The following is a 17,351-nucleotide window of genomic DNA, read 5'->3' as shown; positions in this document are numbered from 1 at the left end:
ATGACGATACGGACCGGGCCCGGTGTGCTCGTACGGGACATGGAGGTCGACGACTGCGAGGCCGTCGCGGAGGTCCGGGTGCGCGGCTGGCAGTCCGCGTACGCCGGGCTGATGCCGCAGTCGTATCTGGACGCCATGGACGTCGCCGAGGACGCGGAACTGCGCCGTGGATTCTTCGCCGAGGGCAACCCGGTGGTGAATGTGGCGGCCGAACGCGCGGGCCTCGGCGTGATCGGCTGGGGTTGCTACGGCCCGTACCGCGAGGACGGCAGGCGACTGGACCGGGGTGAGCTGTACGCGATCTATGTACTGCCCGAGCAGATCGGGACCGGGGCCGGGCGCGCCCTGATGGCGGAGCTGCTCGCTCGCGCCGCCGCGGACGGCTTCCCGGACCTGGCGCTCTGGGTGCTGAGGGAGAACGGCCCGGCCCGCCGCTTCTACGAGCGCGCCGGCTTCCTTCCCGACGGCGCCGAAGAGTCCTTCGAGGTGGACGGCGTGCTCGTGCCCGAGCTGCGGTACGTACGCGCTCTCGGGCTCCCCGGCACGGTCTGAACACGTCCGCGCCCACCGGCACACGGGGTGCCGCCCGGGGACGAGACATCCGCCCGTCCTCAGACCCCCCGCAGCCGGCTGAGCGCGTCGCGGGCCGCGCCGCCCAGCCGCGGGTGCGGGAGGGCCGCCTCCAGGAGGGGACGGGCCCGTTCGTCCCCCAGCTGTCCGAGCCCTTCCACGCAGGCCAGCGCCACGCGCCAGTGCGGTTCCTCCGGGCTCAGAAGCGGCTCCAGGGTGGTCATCAGCGCCGGTACGGACTCCGGGGCCCGGAGCGCCGTGAGCAGCCGCACCGGATGCAGGGCGTAGGCGGTGCGCAGGGTGTTGGTCGCCAGGGCGGCGGCGGCCCGGGGGGTGCGGGGGTCGCCGAGGCGCTCCAGGGCGTGGGCGGCGCAGACGCAGCGCTCCGGGTCGCGGTGGTTGAGCAGCAGGACAAGCGCCTCGAAGGCCCGCCGGTCACCGGCGCAGCCGAGCCGGAAGGCAGCGATCTCCCGCGCCCAGAGCGGGCGTTCGGCTTCCACGAGGACACCGGCCAGTTCCTCGTCGTCGTCGGTGGCGAGCAGCCTGTGGTACGCCGCGGACTCCCCCGCCTCGTCGGCCAGCCGGTCCGTCAGCGAGCGGAACTCCTCATCCATGACCCTCAGCGTATCGACGGGAACACTGTGTATCGAGAGCCGGGGTGAATGTGACATGGCGCACGGTGCCCCAGGACTGGCGCGCTCGTTACCCACCGGTTAAGTTCATGTGAGCGGGACACACTCCCCGCTTACTCCGGTGGCCTGGTGACGCAGCCACTCGGAGTGCTTGTCGGTTCGGCATCTTCGCGAGACGTGACTCCGGGACAGAGTCCGTCGCCCCTTCCCGGTCCGGGCGTGCCCAACACGCTCCGGCCCCGTGCACCACGACACGCAATTCCCGCACGCCAGGCGCCCATTCGTCCTCTCGACGCGCGCCGTGCTTCCTCACAGTCGTCACTCATTCTCTGGAGTCCCGTGATGGACACCCCGCTCAGCACCATCGCCGTCGTCGGCCTCGGCACCATGGGCACCGGCATCGCCGAGGTCCTCGCCCGCGCCGGCCACGAGGTCATCGGTATCGACATCAGCGAGGCGGCCACCCGTCAGGCCGTCGCCTCCCTGGAAGCCGCGACCGCCCGCGCCGTGCGGCGCGAGCGGATCACGGAGCAGGAGCGGAGCCACGTCCTCGCCCGGTTCCGCACCTTCGGTGACCTCCGGGCCGCCGCGGAGGCGGAGCTGGTCATCGAGGTCGTGCCCGAGTCGTACGAGATCAAGCAGCAGGTCTTCCGGGAGCTCGACACGGTCGTCTCCCCCACCGCGATCCTGGCGACCGGCACCAACGCCCTGTCGGTGACCCGGCTGGCCGCCGAGTCGCTGCACCCCGAGCGCGTACTCGGCCTGCACTTCTTCAATCCGGCGCCCGCGATGAAGCTGGTCGAGGTGGTCTCCTCGGTGCTGACCGCGCCGCCGGCCGTCGAGGCCGTCACCGAGCTGGCCCGCAGCCTGGGCAAGGAGCCGGTCGCGGTCGGGGACCGGCCGGGCTTCGTCGCCGACGGGCTGCTGTTCGGATACCTCAACCAGGCCGCCGCGATGTACGAGGCGAACTACGCCTCCCGTGAGGACATCGACGCGGCGATGAAGCTGGGCTGTGGCCTGCCGATGGGCCCGCTCGTCCTGCTCGACCTGATCGGGATCGACACCGCCCGCACCGTCCTGGAGGCGATGTACTCCGCGTCGCACGACCGGTTGCACGCCCCCGCTCCCGTGCTCAGGCAGCTCAGCGAGGCGGGGCTGACCGGCCGCAAGTCGGGCCGCGGCTTCTACACGTACACCGGACCCGGCAGTCCGACCGTGGTGCCGGACGCGCTGACCCCGCGCGAGAGCGCGGGAACGGCCACCGGGCGCACGGTGCGTTCGGTGGGGGTCGCGGGCTCCGGCACCATGGCTTCGGGGATCGCCGAGGTCTTCGCGAAGGCCGGCTACGACGTGGTGCTCGCCGCCCGCGGCCAGGAGAAGGCGGACGCGGCGAAGGTCCGGATCGGCAAGTCGCTGGAGCGTTCCGTCTCCAAGGGGCGGCTGACGGCCGAGGCGCGGGACGAGACACTGGCCCGGGTCACCGCGGCCGGTTCGCTCGACGTCTTCGCCGATGTCGATCTCGCGGTCGAGGCGGTCGCCGAGGACCTGACGGTCAAGCAGCAGCTGTTCGGGACGCTGGACAAGGTCTGCAAGCCCGGTGCCGTGCTCGCCACCACCACCTCGTCACTGCCGGTCGTGGCGATCGCGCGGGCCACCTCGCGTCCGCAGGACGTCATCGGGATGCACTTCTTCAACCCGGCGCCCGCGATGAAGCTGGTCGAGGTCGTCCGTACGGTGCTCACCGCGGACGACGTCCACGCCACCGTCCGTGAGGTGTGCGTCAGGGTCCGCAAACACCCGGTGGACTGCGGGGACCGGGCCGGTTTCATCGTGAACGCGCTACTGTTCCCCTATCTCAACAACGCGATCAAGATGGTCGAGGCGCACTACGCGAGCCTCGACGACATCGACGCCGCGATGAAGCTGGGCGGCGGCTACCCGATGGGCCCGTTCGAGCTCCTCGACGTCGTCGGGCTCGATGTCTCACTCGCCATCGAGAAGGTGCTGCACAGCGAGTTCCGCGACCCGGGCCTGGCCCCGGCGCCACTGCTCGAACATCTGGTGGCCGCCGGCTGCCTCGGTCGCAAGACGGGGCGCGGCTTCCGCGAATATGCCCGGCGCTGAGCCGGGGACCGGCTGGGGAGGGCTGCTCGACCCGTCGGGCGGCCCTCCCCCGCAGGCGCGTTCCCCCTCACCGATGCAGTACGTTCACACCATGTCCCAGCCCGCCAAGTCCCCCCGTGTCTCCGCCGCGCCCGACACCGCGGAGAGTGCCGCAGGCACCCGCGCCGCCGGTGCCGCAGGCACCCGCGCCGCAGCCCAACGGCTCAAAATGCGCCGCGAACTGGCCGCCGCGGCGATGGAGCTCTTCGCCACGAAGGGGTACGAGGCGACGACCGTCGACGAGATCGCGGGTGCCGCGGGCGTCGCCCGGCGAACCTTCTTCCGGCATTTCCGCTCCAAGGAAGAGGCGATCTTCCCCGACCACGACGACACCCTCGTGAGGGCCGAGGCCGTCCTCAACGCCGCCCCCGCGCATGAGCACCCGCTCGACACCGTCTGCCGCGGCATCAAGGAAGTCATGAAGATGTACGCGGCGAAGCCCGCGGTCTCCGTGGCGCGTTACAAGCTGACCCGCGAGGTTCCCACGCTGCGTGAGGCCGAAATCGCCTCGGTGGCCCGCTACGAGCGGCTGTTCACCCGGTATCTGCTGGGCCATTTCGACGAGCGCGACCACCATGTCGGCAATGACGACCCGTTGCTCGCCGAGGTCGCGGCATCCGCCGTCGTCACCGCGCACAACCATGTGCTGCGCCGCTGGCTGCGAGCGGGCGGCGAGGGCGATGTGGAGGCCCAGCTCGACCACGCCTTCTCGATCGTCCGCGACACGTTCGGGAGCGGCATCGGCGCGGGCCGGATCGCCGGTGCCGAACCGTCGAAGCAGCCGGCAGCCTTGGTGGCGCCCCAGGGCGAGGTACTGGTCGCGGTGGCGCGCACGGACGCGCCGCTCGACGAAGTGATGCGGACGATCCAGCAGGCGCTTGAGGACCGCTGAGCGAGGGGGCGGGCCGGCCGGTCCCACCACCCGGCCCGCGCGCCCGACGGCCGGGGGTGCCGAAACCCGGTTGCCCCGTCCGCACCCCGGTGCTGTGGTGTGCGGATGAATCATGATCGCGACACACTTCTGGCCCTTTTCGACCGCGAGATGCGCGAACGCGCCCGCCCCGACGGCCCCGGCGTCCGGATCGAACGCACCGGTGGCGTCGTACGCCAGGTCGGCACGGCCCACGACTGGAACGGTGTGGTCTGGTCGGCCCCGGACCTGGATCCGGCAGGCGCGGACGCGGCGATCGCGGCGCAGGTGGCGCACTGCACAGCTCTCGGACATGACGAGTTCGAGTGGAAGCTGTACGCGCACGACCGGCCGGCCGACCTGCCGGAGCGGCTTCTCGCCGCCGGTTTCGAGGCACAGGAGCCGGAGGCCCTGCTGGTCGCCCCGGTGGCGGACCTCTCGACGACGGTGGAGCTCCCCGAGGGCATCCGGCTGCGCACCGTGAGCGACGCGGACGATGTGGAGCTGATGGCCCGCGCCCACGAGCGGGCCTTCGGTTCGGACTGGTCGCGGCTGCGGCATCAGGTGCTGGCCAGGCTGGCCGAGGGTCCGGACGGTTTCGTGGGCGTCCTCGCGATGGCGGGCGACGAGCCGGTGAGCTCGGCCAGGATGGAGCTGTACCCGGGCACGGGCTTCGCAGGGCTCTGGGGCGGCGGAACGGTCCGGCCGTGGCGCGGCAGGGGCATCTACCGCGCCCTGGTCGCCTTCCGCGCCCGGATCGCGGCGGAGCGCGGCTACGACTACCTTCAGGTCGACGCCTCCGACCAGAGCAGCCCGATCCTCCAGCGACTCGGATTCCTGGCCCTCAGCACCACGACCCCGTACGTGTACCGGCCCTCGCGCTGACCGCATTCAGCAGGACGTAACCACCCAGAACACCCCTCCCCTTGCTCATGCGTGCCCTGCGGGTGACAAGTGAGAGAAATTGTTGGCACCGAGTGCCTTGCCAGGTGTCACGGAGTGCCATACGTTGAAGTTGTCCGGGCGGTCGGCGTGCTGAGATCTCGCGTACGCCGACTGTCCCCGCAAGCAAGGTGCCTGCGCGCCCGGACGCCTGCGTCACAGGCAAACCCTTCTGCTCCACAGAGCAAGCCGCAGCCTTACCAGCCGAACCGACGGCAGCACCTCCACACCACACAGCTCCCCGTCTGCTTGCAGGGACTCTCAAGCGTTCCCTCAGCGCCCCCATCCGCCGGAGGCACACCATGAAGGAAATCCTGGACGCGATCCAATCGCAGGACAGCACAGCCGCGGACTTCGCGGCCTTGTCCATCCCTGAGTCGTACCGCGCGGTGACCGTGCACAAGGACGAGACGGAGATGTTCGCCGGGCTGGAGACCCGCGACAAGGACCCCCGCAAGTCACTGCACCTCGACGAGGTCCCGGTGCCCGAACTCGGGCCCGGTGAGGCACTGGTCGCCGTCATGGCGAGCTCGGTCAACTACAACTCCGTGTGGACCTCGATCTTCGAGCCCATGGCCACCTTCGGCTTCCTGGAGCGCTACGGGAAGCTCAGCGAGCTCACCCGGCGCCACGACCTGCCGTACCACGTCATCGGCTCGGACCTCGCGGGCGTCGTCCTGCGCACCGGCCCCGGTGTCAACGCATGGCACCCCGGCGACGAGGTCGTCGCGCACTGCCTCTCGGTCGAGCTGGAGTCCTCGGACGGCCACAACGACACGATGCTCGACCCCGAGCAGCGCATCTGGGGCTTCGAGACCAACTTCGGCGGCCTGGCGGAGATCGCGCTCGTCAAGTCCAACCAGCTGATGCCGAAGCCTCAGCACCTCAGCTGGGAGGAGGCCGCGGCTCCGGGCCTGGTCAACTCCACCGCGTACCGCCAGCTCGTCTCGCGCAACGGCGCGGGCATGAAGCAGGGCGACAACGTCCTGATCTGGGGCGCCAGCGGCGGACTCGGTTCATACGCCACGCAGTTCGCCCTGGCGGGCGGCGCCAACCCGATCTGTGTCGTCTCCAGCGAGCAGAAGGCGGACATCTGCCGGAAGATGGGCGCCGAGGCGATCATCGACCGCAACGCCGAGGGCTACAGGTTCTGGAAGGACGAGCACCACCAGGACCCGCGCGAGTGGAAGCGGTTCGGCAAGCGCATCCGCGAGCTCACCGGCGGCGAGGACGTCGACATCGTCTTCGAGCATCCGGGCCGCGAGACGTTCGGCGCCTCGGTGTACGTGACCCGCAAGGGCGGCACGATCGTCACCTGCGCCTCGACGTCCGGCTACAACCACGAGTACGACAACCGCTACCTGTGGATGTCACTGAAGAGGATCGTGGGCTCGCACTTCGCCAACTACCGCGAGGCGTGGGAGGCCAACCGGCTCGTGGCCAAGGGAAAGATCCACCCGACGCTGTCGAAGGTCTACTCCCTGGAGGAGACCGGCCAGGCCGCGTACGACGTCCACCGCAACCTCCACCAGGGCAAGGTCGGCGTGCTGACGCTCGCCCCGCGCGAGGGCCTGGGCGTGCGCGACCACGAGCTGCGCGAGAAGCACCTCGACGCCATCAACCTGTTCCGTGACGCGTCGGCGGAGCGGACCGACGAGCACAGCAGGAACGTCTGACATGACAGGCCGCCAGAAGGACCGCCCGTGGCTCATGCGGACGTACGCCGGCCACTCGACCGCCGAGGCGTCCAACGAGCTCTACCGGCGCAACCTCGCCAAGGGCCAGACGGGCCTGTCGGTCGCCTTCGACCTGCCGACGCAGACCGGCTACGACCCCGACCACGTCCTCGCCCGCGGCGAGGTCGGCCGGGTCGGGGTGCCGGTGTCGCACCTGGGTGACATGCGCCTGCTGTTCCGGGACATCCCCCTGGAGCGGATGAACACCTCGATGACGATCAACGCCACCGCGATGTGGCTGCTGGCGCTCTACCAGGTGGTCGCGGAGGAACAGGGCGCCGACATCGCCGGGCTCCAGGGCACCACGCAGAACGACATCGTCAAGGAGTACCTCTCGCGCGGGACACACGTCTTCCCGCCCGGTCCCTCGCTGCGGCTGACCACCGACATGATCACGTACACGGTCAACCACATCCCGAGGTGGAACCCGATCAACATCTGCAGCTACCACCTGCAGGAGGCGGGAGCCACTCCGGTCCAGGAGATCGCGTACGCCCTGTCGACGGCCGTCGCGGTCCTGGACGCCGTGCGCGACTCCGGCCAGGTGCCCGAGGAGAAGTTCGGCAACGTGGTCGCCCGGATCTCCTTCTTCGTGAACGCGGGCGTCCGCTTCATCGAGGAGATGTGCAAGATGCGCGCCTTCGGCCGCATCTGGGACCGGATCACCCGCGAGCGGTACGGCATCACCGATGCCAAGCAGCGCCGCTTCCGCTACGGCGTCCAGGTCAACTCCCTCGGTCTGACCGAGGCACAGCCGGAGAACAACGTCCAGCGCATCGTCCTGGAGATGCTGGCCGTCACCCTGTCCAAGGACGCCCGTGCCCGCGCCGTCCAACTGCCGGCCTGGAACGAGGCGCTGGGGCTCCCCCGGCCCTGGGACCAGCAGTGGTCGCTCCGTATCCAGCAGGTGCTCGCGCACGAGAGCGATCTGCTGGAGTACGAGGACATCTTCGCGGGATCGCACGTGATCGAGGCCAAGGTCGACGAGTTGGTCACGGAGTCGCTCGCCGAGATCGACCGGATCGAGGCGATGGGCGGCGCCATGGCGGCCGTCGAGTCCGGCTATCTGAAGTCGGAGCTGGTCTCCTCGCATGCCGCACGCCGGGCCCGGATCGAGGGTGGCGAGGAGAAGATCGTAGGCGTCAACATCTACGGGACGACGGAACCCAACCCGCTCACGGCGGACCTCGACGGGGCCATCATGACGGTCGATCCCGCCAACGAGGCCGGGGTCGTCGCGGCCCTCCACGAGTGGCGCGACAACCGCGAGGAGGCCCGCGCCACCGACGCGCTGGCCGCGCTGAAGAAGGCCGCCGCAGGCACCGAGAACATGATGGAAGCGACCCTGGAGTGCGCCCGCGCGGGCGTCACGACCGGCGAGTGGTCCTGGGCGCTGCGTGATGTCTTCGGCGAGTTCCGGGCCCCGACGGGCGTCTCGTCCGCTCCGGTCGCGGTGACCGCGGAGCCCGGCACACCGCTCGCCCTGGTCCGCGAGAAGGTCGCCCGCACGGCAGCCGACCTGGGCGCCGGGCGGCTGCGGCTGCTGGTCGGCAAGCCGGGCCTGGACGGGCACTCCAACGGCGCCGAGCAGATCGCCGTACGGGCCCGTGACGCCGGATTCGAGGTCGTCTACCAGGGGATCAGGCTGACCCCCGAGCAGATCGTCTCGGCCGCCCTGGCCGAGGACGTGCACTGCGTCGGTCTGTCGATCCTGTCCGGCTCGCACGCCGAGCTCGTGCCGGACGTGCTCTCCCGGCTGCGCGAGGCGGGCGCCGCCGACATCCCGGTGATCGCCGGCGGGATCATTCCGCCCGCCGATGCCGCCGCCCTGGTCGGGGCCGGTGTCGCCGCCGTATTCACCCCGAAGGATTTCGGTATCACGGAGATCATCGGCCGTATCGTCGACGAGATCCGGAAAGCGAACAAGCTCGACCCTCTGGAGGTCCCCGCATGACTGCCGTCAACCGCCTGCGTCCGCGCCGCTCGTGCCTGGCCGTGCCCGGCTCGAACCCGCGGTTCCTGGAGAAGGCCCAGGGCCTCCCGGCCGACCAGGTCTTCCTCGACCTGGAGGACGCCTGCGCGCCGCTCGCCAAGGAGGGCGCCCGGCACACCATCGTCGACGCGCTGAACAACGGCGACTGGACGGGCAAGACCCGGGTCGTGCGGGTCAACGACTGGACGACCCACTGGACGTACCGCGATGTCATCACGGTCGTCGAGGGCGCCGGCCAGAACCTCGACTGCATCATGCTGCCCAAGGTCCAGGACGCCCAGCAGGTCGTCGCCCTCGATCTGCTGCTCACCCAGATCGAGAAGACGATGGGCTTCGAGGTCGGCAGGATCGGCATCGAGGCGCAGATCGAGAACGCCAAGGGCCTGGTGAACATCGACGACATCGCGGCCGCCTCGCCCCGCCTGGAGACCCTGATCTTCGGCCCGGCCGACTTCATGGCGTCGATCAACATGAAGACCCTGGTGGTCGGCCAGCAGCCGCCCGGGTACGGCGCCGACGCGTACCACTACATCCTGATGCGCATTCTGATGGCGGCCCGTACGCACGACCTCCAGGCGATCGACGGCCCGTTTCTGCAGATCCGCGACGTGGACGCGTACCGCGAGGTCGCGGGCCGCGCGGCGGCGCTGGGCTTCGACGGCAAGTGGGTGCTGCACCCCGGTCAGGTGGACGCGGCCAACGAGGTGTTCTCGCCCTCGCAGGAGGACTACGACCACGCGGAGCTGATTCTCGACGCGTACGAGTGGTGCACCTCCGAGGAGGGCGGCAAGAAGGGCTCGGCGATGCTGGGCGACGAGATGATCGACGAGGCGAGCCGCAAGATGGCGCTCGTCATCGCGGGCAAGGGCCGGGCGGCCGGTATGCAGCGCACCTCCAAGTTCGAAGCACCGGAGGCCTGATCATGCAGTTCGGACGCACCTTTGAGGAGTTCGAGGTCGGTGCAATCTACAAGCACTGGCCCGGAAAGACGGTCACCGAGTACGACGACCACCTCTTCTGTCTGCTGACCATGAATCATCACCCGCTGCACATGGACAGCAACTACGCGGAGAGGACGACCGACTTCGGAAAGAATGTTGTAGTCGGCAATTACATCTATTCCCTGCTGCTCGGCATGTCGGTTCCGGATGTCTCCGGAAAGGCGATCGCCAATCTTGAGGTCGAATCGCTGAAGCATGTCGCGCCGACCTTCCACGGCGACACGATCTACGGCGAGACGACCGTCCTGGACAAGACCCCGTCAAAGTCCAGAAGCGACCGCGGAATCGTCCATGTGGAGACGAGGGGATACAAGCAGGACGGCACGCTCGTCTGCGTGTTCCGTCGCAAGGTGATGGTCCCCACCGAGAGGTACATCAAGGAGCGTGGCGGAGAACAGCCCGGCCGCCCCGAGCTGAACCAGCCTTCGCAGAAGAACGTGGAGAAGTAGCCATGACACGACTCGCCCAGACTGCCGGTCTCAACGACGTCCAGCAGGAAATCCTCTCCACGGTCCGGGATTTCGTCGACAAGGAGATCCTTCCGGTCGCGACCCAGCTGGAACACCGTGACGAGTACCCGACCGAGATCGTCGAGGGGCTCAAGGAACTCGGCCTCTTCGGGCTGATGATTCCCGAGGAGTACGGGGGCCTGGGCGAGTCGCTTCTCACCTACGCGCTGTGCGTGGAGGAAATCGCCCGCGGCTGGATGAGCGTGTCGGGAATCATCAACACGCACTTCATCGTGGCGTACATGCTCAAGCAGCACGGCACCCAGGAACAGAAGGACACGTTCCTGCCCCGCATGGCGCTGGGCGAGGTCCGGGGCGCGTTCTCGATGTCCGAGCCGGCACTGGGCTCGGACGTCTCGGCGATCACCTCCAAGGGCGTCAGGGACGGCGAGGAGTACGTCCTGAACGGCCAGAAGATGTGGCTGACGAACGGCGGCACGTCCTCGCTCGTCGCCGTCCTGTGCCGGAGTGACGAAGGCCACCCCGAGGGCACCGCCCCGCACAAGTCGATGACGACGTTCCTGGTCGAGAAGGAGCCCGGATTCGGCGAGGTCCGCCCCGGCCTCACCATTCCCGGCAAAATCGACAAAATGGGTTACAAGGGTGTCGACACCACCGAACTCATCATGGACGGGCTACGTATTCCGGCCAATCGAGTGCTGGGCGGCACCACCGGTCGAGGGTTTTACCAAATGATGGACGGCGTCGAGGTCGGCCGGGTGAATGTGGCCGCGCGTGGCTGCGGTGTCGCTCAGCGTGCGTTCGAGCTGGGCGTTTCCTACGCCCAGCAGCGTCAGACCTTCGGAAAACCGATCGCCCAGCACCAGGCGATCCAGTTCAAGCTGGCCGAAATGGCCACCAAGGTCGAGGCCGCCCATGCGATGATGGTCAACGCAGCACGCAAAAAGGACTCCGGGGAGCGAAACGACCTGGAGGCAGGGATGGCGAAGTACCTCGCCTCCGAATACTGCAAGGAAGTCGTCGAGGACGCCTTCCGAATCCATGGCGGCTACGGCTTCTCCAAGGAGTACGAGATCGAGCGCCTCTACCGGGAGGCGCCGATGCTGCTGATCGGTGAAGGTACCGCCGAGATCCAGAAAATGATCATCGGGCGCCGACTCCTTGAGGAGTACCGGTTCCAGGGGTGATTGTCCCTTTCGAGGCGATTTAGTCGCGAAGAAGATCACACCCTGTCACCCTCAGGCGGTGCCTTCAAGCCGTCCGACTCGGCTGCTGGCTTGCCCAGTTGCTGCTCGCAACCGATAGCATCGCCGGAAAAGCCGCCGTCCCCCGTTGCCAGCGCGGCATCATCCGCTACGAAGGTCATCCATGCCCGACAGCCAAACCTCTGCACCGCGCGGCGGAGTCCGCCTTGCGCGCGGAGCTTCGCCGTGGCTCCTCCCGACCGTCGCCACCGCGGCGCTCAGCCTCACCCGGGCCCGCAAGTCCGGACGCTGGGCCGCGGTGGCCGTGCCCACCACCGCGCTCGCGGCGGGCATGCTGTGGTTCTTCCGCGACCCCGAGCGTGAGATCACCCAGGGCCGGGTCATTTCGCCGGCCGACGGCGTGGTGCAGAGCATCATGCCCTGGAAGGACGGGCGCACCCGCGTCGCGATCTTCATGAGCCCGCTGAATGTCCACGTCAACCGTGCGCCCCTGGCCGGCACGGTCACCTCGGTCGAGCACGTCCCCGGTGGATTCGTCCCGGCGTTCAACAAGGAGAGCGAGAACAACGAGCGCGTTGTCTGGCACTTCGACACCGAGCTCGGTGACATCGAGATGGTGCAGATCGCGGGTGCGGTCGCCCGTCGTATCGTCCCCTACGTCCCGCAGGGAACGAAGGTGGAACAGGGCGAGCGGATCGGTCTGATCCGTTTCGGCTCCCGGGTCGACATCTACCTTCCGGAAGGTATCGATGTCGCGGTCGAGGTCGGCCAGGCCACCACCGCGGGGGTGACTCGAATTGACCGTGATTGATCCCGACACACAAGCCGGCTGGGTGCCCGAGTCGGAGTCCGAGGAGGACGCCGGCGAGGACATGCCGCTCTCTCTGCGGCTGTCGATAGCGGACACCCTCACTCTTGGCAACGCCACCTGCGGCTTCATGGCGGTGTACTTCACCACCACCGGAATCCTCATCCCGCACCTCACGGGCAGCGACGAGAGCGGCATGGCCCGGCACTCCGCGGCCACCGCGGTGATACTGATGCTCCTGGCCGCGGTGTTCGACCTCTTCGACGGGCTCGTGGCACGCAAGCTGCGCTCCTCGCCGATGGGCGCCGAGCTGGACAACCTCTCGGACCTGATCAGCTTCGGGCTCGCCCCGGCGTACTTCGTTCTCGTGTACGGCATGGTCGCGGACGACGCACACCAGCGGGTTTCGGCGCTGGCGGCGATCGTGGTGCTGCTGGCGGTGGTGCTCAGGCTTGCCAGATTCTCCTGCGTGACCATGAAGGACGGCATGTTCCAGGGCATGCCGAGCCCCTTCGGAGCGCTCACGGTCGTCTCGATCGTGCTCCTGGAGCTGCCCTTCGTGCCGACGCTGCTCGCCATCGTCGGTGTGGCGTGGCTGATGGTCAGCAGGGTCGAGTACCCGAAGCCGCGGGGCGTCCTCGCGGTGGCCATGCTCAGCTGGATCGTGGCAGCGATGGGGCTCCTCGCCGCCTGGGCGTTCGACGCCCCCGGCGGTCAGCTGCTCCTCCAGACCGGCTGTGCGCTCCAGGTGGTCCTGGGAGCGGTCATCCCGCTCTTCGCGACGGCACGGAGGGTGAATACCTTCCGCGGCAATCGGCGTGAGGCACGGACAGCTCAGCTGCCGTAGCAGTACAGAACGCATATGGAAGGGCCCCGGGTGTTCCCCAGCACCCGGGGCCCTTCCGTACGCGCCGGGGCCGTATTGCTCCGTATTGCCTGGGCCGTCCCGCAGATGGCGTGGGTCGCATGCCGTGGGTACGGTCCGCGGACGGGCGGTCGGCGGGCACCACCGCGCCGCTTTCATCAGCCGGGTACGAGCGTCATCAGCCGGGTACGAGCACGGCGGCCCCATTGACGCGGTCGGCCGCCAGATCGTTCAGTGCCCGGTCCGCGCTGCTCAGCGGGTAGGTGCTCACCGTGGCCCGGATGCCCACCCGTCGGGCCAGGGCAAGGAATGCGCGGCCGTCCTCACGGGTGTTGGAGGTGACGCTGCGCAGATTGCGCTCCTGGAACAGATGGCGCTGGTAGTTCAGCACGGGAATGTCCGACAGATGGATCCCGGCGATGGCCAGGGTGCCCGACCTGTCCAGTGCCTCCATGGCCACCGGCACCAGGTCGCCGACGGGTGCGAACAGGATGGCCGAGTCCAGGGGCTCCGGCGGGCGGTCGTAGGCGCCGCCCGCCGACGCGGCGCCGAGCTCCAGAGCCAGCGCACGCGCCGCCGGGGAGCGGGTGAGCACGTGGACGGTGGCACCCTCGGCGAGGGCCACCTGGGCCGCGAGGTGGGCCGACGCTCCGAATCCGTAGATCCCGAGCCGTCCGCCCTCCGGCAGTGCGCTGCGCCGGAGCGAGCGGTACCCGATGATCCCCGCGCAGAGGAGCGGCGCGAGCCGGGCGGCGTCCTGATCCTCCGGAAGCCGGTAGGCGAACGCCTCCGGGACCAGCGCGGTGTCGGCGAAGCCGCCGTCCGCGTCCCAGCCCGTGTAGCTGGACCGCGGGCAGAGGTTCTCCCGGCCGCCACGGCAGTACCGGCAGCGTCCGCAGGTTCCGCGCAGCCAGGCCCCGCCCACCCGCTCACCGACGCGGAACAGGCCCGCCCCGTCGCCGACCGCCGCCACCCGGCCGACGATCTCGTGGCCGGGAACCGTGGAGGGGCGGTGCGGAAGGAGATCGCCCTCCGCCAGATGGAGGTCCGTGCGACAGACACCGCACGCCTCGACATCCAGCAGCAGCTCCCCCGGACCGGGATCAGGCACTCTGCGACGCACGTGCGCCAGGGGCCCGGTGCCGATCGGACCTGGTGCACGGACGGCCCAGACGCTCTGCTCGGCCGGGACGGACGCGGAGACTGCCACACATCCAGCCTGCGGCGGCGGAGTCGAGGAGGCAACCTCCTGCCGCCGGGCCCCTGCACCCGGCGGCAGGAGGGCTAAGGTTTCATCAGGGGCACTCCCAGACGCCCAGGGATGTCATGCACCGACACCGCAGCGCACCGGACAGTACCCAGGAGCTCCTGGTCACCCTCGGGCGTCTGGTCGATCAGGCGTTGGAGAACATCAGGCTCCAGCGAGCCCGCGCGGAGCTGGGCATGGCGCTGCAGCGGCACATGCTCCCGGCCGAGCTGCCGCAATTCCCCGGCATCCGGATCGCGGCCCGTTACTCGCCCTCGCAGGACGGTCTGGCCGTCGGCGGTGACTTCTACGACGCGTTCGCCATGAAGGACGGAGTGGCGGGGATCGCCATCGGCGATGTGCAGGGGCACGGGGTGGAGGCAGCCGCCTTCATGGGTGAGGCCCGTGCCAGTCTCAGGGCCCTCGCCAGCGTCACGGGTGACCCCGGGGAGGTGCTGGCCTGCGCCAACGACCTGCTGATCTCGCTGGGCTGTGACCTGTTCACGACCTGCTGTCTGCTGAGCGTCGTCCCGGAGAGCCGCGAGCTCTCCATTGCCCGCGCCGGGCACGTCCCGATCATCTGGGGCACCGACACGGGCGACTCGGGCGTCTCCCTGGACGCCGGCGGGGTGCCTCTCGGAATACTGCCCGGCCAGCAGTACCCCGTGACGCGTCGACGACTGGTACAGCCCGGGTATCTGGTCCTGGTGACGGACGGCGTCGTGGAAGGACCGGCCTACCCGATGGACGAGGGGCTGGCTGCCGTGTCCGGGCTGATCGCCTCGGCGGACGGGAGCGATCCCGAGGAGCTGGCTTCGAGGGTGATCCAGGTGGCGGACCTGACCGGTCATGAGGACGACGCCGCCGTCCTCGTCATCCGCTGCGACAGCGGGCCGGGCGCCGGCCGGGGCCTGTCCGGCGGACCGGATCCGCCTCCGTGATACGCCGGGCGGGTCCCGGCGCCGAGAAGCGCCGTGCGCCGGTTCCGCGGCCGCCGACCGTGCACCGGACGGGGGGCGTGCCCGTGGACGTCACGCGTTCGTCCGCTCCATCGGCGTGGCGTCGGCGCGCCTGACCGCTCGGGACTCCTCGGCCTGGTGTCTGATGCTGCTGTGGTGGACAACGCACGGCTCCGGCAGCACACGGCCACCGTCCTGACGTTCGTGGCAGTGGCCGTCAGCTACTACGCGACAGGCCGTCTGGGACTGCTCCAGCAACTGGTGCGCGGGCAGGTCACGCCCCTGTGGCCGCCGACCGGGATCGCGGTCGCGGCACTGCTCCTGTTCGGTGTGCGGGTCTGGCCCGGAATCGCGATCGGCGCCCTCGCCGTCAACATCTTCCTCGGGCCTTCCGTACTTCCCGTACTGGTCATAGCGGCCGGCAACACCCTTGCCCCGCTCTGCTCCTACCTGATGCTGCGCCGGGCCGGATTCCACAACGATCTCGACCGTCTGCGGGACGCGCTGGCGCTGGTCTTCCTCGGTGCGCTGGGCGGCATGCTGGTCAGCTCGACCGTGGGCACCGGCACCCTGGTCCTGTCGGGGGCGCTCCCCTCCGGTGAGTTCTGGCCGACGTGGTCGGTGTGGTGGACGGGCGACGCCATGGGCGTCATGGTCGTCACTCCGTTCCTGCTCGTCCTGCGCAGGTTCCGGTGGCCGGGCGACGCCGGCCTGTTCAGATGGGTCGAGGGGGCAGCCCTGGTGGCGTGCGCGGTGGCGGTCACCGTCGTGGCCACCGACGCCCAGGCCTCCCTGCTCTTCCTCGTGTTCCCCATCCTGATCTGGGCCGCCTTCCGCTTCGAGCGGGCCGGCGCCTCGTGCTGCGCACTGGGCGTGTCCCTCATCGCGATCCTCGCCGCCGGACGGATGGTCGGCCCCTTCGCCCATCGCGGTCTTCTCACCAACATGATCACGCTCCAGGCCTTCAACGGAGCCGTCTCGCTCACCGCTCTGCTGCTCGCGGCGGTCGTCACCGAACAGAACCGCACTTACCAGGAAATCAAGCGACTCTGCGTCCAACTCTCCGAGAAAGTGGCACGGCAGGACATCTGAATCACTCCATCGGCCGTGCGACGGGTGCGCGCCCCCGCGATCCGACGCAGGCTGATGGTCGAACGGCACCGCGACGAAGGCAACCGGACGCCGACATTCGGGCGGACGGGCGCCGTAAGAGGTGGAGCCATGCCCCGTGTGTCTGCGAATGTCCATGTATCCCGCCCCGCTGACGAGATCTTCTCGTTCCTACGGGATCCACGGAATCTGGCCGTGTGGTCGTCGACCATAGACCACGTGATCGAGGGCCCGATCATCACGGAATTCGGTGACGAGTACACCTGCAAGTTCCCGGGCAGGCGCCGGGCGCACCGTCTCACGTGCACCGCGAGCGCGCCCGTCGAGTACCTGGCCTTCCGCGGGGCCTGTATGTGGACCCCGCTGGGCCGTCACTCCCCGGAGCTCGAATTCCGGCTGAGTCCGAGCCGACACGGAACGATGGTCGATGTGTCGGTCAAGCCCCATCTGGACGGCGGGATGATCATTCTGGCCCCGTTCGTGACGATGGCGTGGCGTCGTGACCTGCCGTCGGAGCTTCGGTGTCTCGCGGAGCTGCTCACCGACGGCGACCTCACCGACGAAGGACAGGACGGTGGTAACGGAGCGGGCCCCGACTCCGACCCGAGTGACGGTCAGGACGCGGAGCCCTCCGTGGGCTGACCCGGTGGAAGCAGGGGGTGGGGTGCGTCCTGCTGCGCAAGCCCGCCCCACCCACCCCACACTCAGCCCACCCGCCCCTGCCGAAACAGAGAGCAGGCC

At 69.3% G+C, this 17,351-nt stretch carries 16 protein-coding genes; 14 read left to right on the top strand and 2 right to left on the bottom strand.

The window, feature by feature from the left end; translation table 11 throughout:
* Nucleotides 1-552 (top strand): GNAT family N-acetyltransferase, encoded by a 552-nt coding sequence (locus tag ABZ826_RS20810; RefSeq protein WP_361450066.1) that lies wholly within the window; start codon nucleotides 1-3, stop codon nucleotides 550-552.
* A gap of 59 nt (nucleotides 553-611) precedes the next feature.
* Here the strand turns inward: ABZ826_RS20810 and ABZ826_RS20805 are convergent, their stop codons facing one another.
* On the bottom strand, nucleotides 612-1,184 hold the full coding sequence (locus tag ABZ826_RS20805) for an adenylosuccinate lyase (RefSeq protein WP_361450063.1): 573 nt from the start codon (nucleotides 1,182-1,184) through the stop codon (nucleotides 612-614).
* A gap of 360 nt (nucleotides 1,185-1,544) precedes the next feature.
* Between ABZ826_RS20805 and ABZ826_RS20800 the strand changes: the two genes are divergently transcribed.
* From ABZ826_RS20800 to pssA, 10 genes are all read left to right on the top strand, one after another.
* On the top strand, nucleotides 1,545-3,326 hold the full coding sequence (locus tag ABZ826_RS20800) for a 3-hydroxybutyryl-CoA dehydrogenase (RefSeq protein WP_361450060.1): 1,782 nt from the start codon (nucleotides 1,545-1,547) through the stop codon (nucleotides 3,324-3,326).
* A gap of 91 nt (nucleotides 3,327-3,417) precedes the next feature.
* Nucleotides 3,418-4,257 (top strand): TetR family transcriptional regulator, encoded by an 840-nt coding sequence (locus ABZ826_RS20795; RefSeq protein ID WP_361450057.1) that lies wholly within the window; start codon nucleotides 3,418-3,420, stop codon nucleotides 4,255-4,257.
* A gap of 105 nt (nucleotides 4,258-4,362) precedes the next feature.
* Entirely contained in the window at nucleotides 4,363-5,160 is a 798-nt protein-coding gene (locus tag ABZ826_RS20790) for a GNAT family N-acetyltransferase (RefSeq protein ID WP_361450054.1), read from the top strand.
* 359 nt (nucleotides 5,161-5,519) lie between these two features.
* Nucleotides 5,520-6,893, top strand: a complete 1,374-nt coding sequence (ccrA, locus tag ABZ826_RS20785; protein WP_361450051.1) for a crotonyl-CoA carboxylase/reductase — start codon at nucleotides 5,520-5,522, stop codon at nucleotides 6,891-6,893.
* Nucleotide 6,894: 1 nt separating this feature from the next.
* Complete coding sequence (locus ABZ826_RS20780) at nucleotides 6,895-8,907, top strand: protein meaA (RefSeq protein WP_361450048.1); 2,013 nt, start codon at nucleotides 6,895-6,897, stop codon at nucleotides 8,905-8,907.
* A complete protein-coding gene (locus tag ABZ826_RS20775; RefSeq protein WP_361450045.1) occupies nucleotides 8,904-9,866 on the top strand; it encodes a CoA ester lyase in 963 nt (320 codons plus the stop codon). Before ABZ826_RS20780 ends, ABZ826_RS20775 begins: the two co-directional genes overlap by 4 nt.
* 2 nt (nucleotides 9,867-9,868) lie before the next feature.
* Nucleotides 9,869-10,396, top strand: a complete 528-nt coding sequence (locus ABZ826_RS20770) for a MaoC family dehydratase (RefSeq protein WP_361450042.1) — start codon at nucleotides 9,869-9,871, stop codon at nucleotides 10,394-10,396.
* Nucleotides 10,397-10,398: 2 nt separating this feature from the next.
* Nucleotides 10,399-11,604 carry an acyl-CoA dehydrogenase family protein gene (locus tag ABZ826_RS20765; protein ID WP_361450039.1) on the top strand — a complete coding sequence of 402 codons (1,206 nt, stop codon included), beginning with the start codon at nucleotides 10,399-10,401 and terminating at the stop codon, nucleotides 11,602-11,604.
* A 181-nt stretch (nucleotides 11,605-11,785) separates the two neighbouring features.
* Nucleotides 11,786-12,433 carry a phosphatidylserine decarboxylase gene (locus ABZ826_RS20760; RefSeq protein WP_351080572.1) on the top strand — a complete coding sequence of 216 codons (648 nt, stop codon included), beginning with the start codon at nucleotides 11,786-11,788 and terminating at the stop codon, nucleotides 12,431-12,433.
* The gene (gene pssA, locus ABZ826_RS20755; protein WP_266728447.1) at nucleotides 12,420-13,277 is read left to right on the top strand and encodes a CDP-diacylglycerol--serine O-phosphatidyltransferase; all 858 of its coding nucleotides are present in this window, start codon (nucleotides 12,420-12,422) and stop codon (nucleotides 13,275-13,277) included. The genes ABZ826_RS20760 and pssA overlap by 14 nt, the downstream gene beginning before the upstream one ends.
* Before the next feature lie 196 nt (nucleotides 13,278-13,473).
* Here pssA and ABZ826_RS20750 read toward each other — a convergent pair whose 3' ends face one another.
* A complete protein-coding gene (locus tag ABZ826_RS20750) occupies nucleotides 13,474-14,505 on the bottom strand; it encodes a zinc-binding alcohol dehydrogenase family protein (RefSeq protein WP_361450034.1) in 1,032 nt (343 codons plus the stop codon).
* A 116-nt stretch (nucleotides 14,506-14,621) separates the two neighbouring features.
* On the opposite strand from ABZ826_RS20750, the gene ABZ826_RS20745 reads away from it, so the two are divergent.
* The 3 genes from ABZ826_RS20745 (at nucleotide 14,622) to ABZ826_RS20735 (ending at nucleotide 17,252) form a co-directional block, all read left to right on the top strand.
* Nucleotides 14,622-15,482, top strand: coding sequence for a PP2C family protein-serine/threonine phosphatase (locus ABZ826_RS20745; protein ID WP_361450031.1), 861 nt, complete (start codon nucleotides 14,622-14,624; stop codon nucleotides 15,480-15,482).
* A 156-nt stretch (nucleotides 15,483-15,638) separates the two neighbouring features.
* On the top strand, nucleotides 15,639-16,592 hold the full coding sequence (locus tag ABZ826_RS20740; protein WP_361450028.1) for an MASE1 domain-containing protein: 954 nt from the start codon (nucleotides 15,639-15,641) through the stop codon (nucleotides 16,590-16,592).
* A 54-nt stretch (nucleotides 16,593-16,646) separates the two neighbouring features.
* The gene (locus ABZ826_RS20735) at nucleotides 16,647-17,252 is read left to right on the top strand and encodes an SRPBCC family protein (protein ID WP_361450025.1); all 606 of its coding nucleotides are present in this window, start codon (nucleotides 16,647-16,649) and stop codon (nucleotides 17,250-17,252) included.
* Nucleotides 17,253-17,351 lie beyond the last annotated feature (99 nt).

Source organism: Streptomyces sp. NPDC047515 (assembly GCF_040643055.1).
GTDB lineage: Bacteria > Actinomycetota > Actinomycetes > Streptomycetales > Streptomycetaceae > Streptomyces.
This window is presented reverse-complemented; position numbering and strand designations above follow the sequence as displayed.

Excerpts from the sequence above, each read along its gene's own strand:
- ABZ826_RS20780 (WP_361450048.1), top strand. The coding sequence starts at position 6,895 with ATGACAGGCCGCCAGAAGGACCGCCCGTGGCTCATGCGGACGTACGCC.
- ABZ826_RS20735 (WP_361450025.1), top strand. The coding sequence starts at position 16,647 with ATGGTCGAACGGCACCGCGACGAAGGCAACCGGACGCCGACATTCGGG.
- ABZ826_RS20775 (WP_361450045.1), top strand. The coding sequence starts at position 8,904 with ATGACTGCCGTCAACCGCCTGCGTCCGCGCCGCTCGTGCCTGGCCGTG.
- ABZ826_RS20760 (WP_351080572.1), top strand. The coding sequence starts at position 11,786 with ATGCCCGACAGCCAAACCTCTGCACCGCGCGGCGGAGTCCGCCTTGCG.
- ABZ826_RS20770 (WP_361450042.1), top strand. The coding sequence starts at position 9,869 with ATGCAGTTCGGACGCACCTTTGAGGAGTTCGAGGTCGGTGCAATCTAC.
- ABZ826_RS20745 (WP_361450031.1), top strand. The coding sequence starts at position 14,622 with ATGCACCGACACCGCAGCGCACCGGACAGTACCCAGGAGCTCCTGGTC.
- ABZ826_RS20765 (WP_361450039.1), top strand. The coding sequence starts at position 10,399 with ATGACACGACTCGCCCAGACTGCCGGTCTCAACGACGTCCAGCAGGAA.
- ccrA (WP_361450051.1), top strand. The coding sequence starts at position 5,520 with ATGAAGGAAATCCTGGACGCGATCCAATCGCAGGACAGCACAGCCGCG.
- ABZ826_RS20810 (WP_361450066.1), top strand. The coding sequence starts at position 1 with ATGACGATACGGACCGGGCCCGGTGTGCTCGTACGGGACATGGAGGTC.
- ABZ826_RS20795 (WP_361450057.1), top strand. The coding sequence starts at position 3,418 with ATGTCCCAGCCCGCCAAGTCCCCCCGTGTCTCCGCCGCGCCCGACACC.
- ABZ826_RS20805 (WP_361450063.1), bottom strand. The coding sequence starts at position 1,184 with ATGGATGAGGAGTTCCGCTCGCTGACGGACCGGCTGGCCGACGAGGCG.
- ABZ826_RS20800 (WP_361450060.1), top strand. The coding sequence starts at position 1,545 with ATGGACACCCCGCTCAGCACCATCGCCGTCGTCGGCCTCGGCACCATG.
- ABZ826_RS20790 (WP_361450054.1), top strand. The coding sequence starts at position 4,363 with ATGAATCATGATCGCGACACACTTCTGGCCCTTTTCGACCGCGAGATG.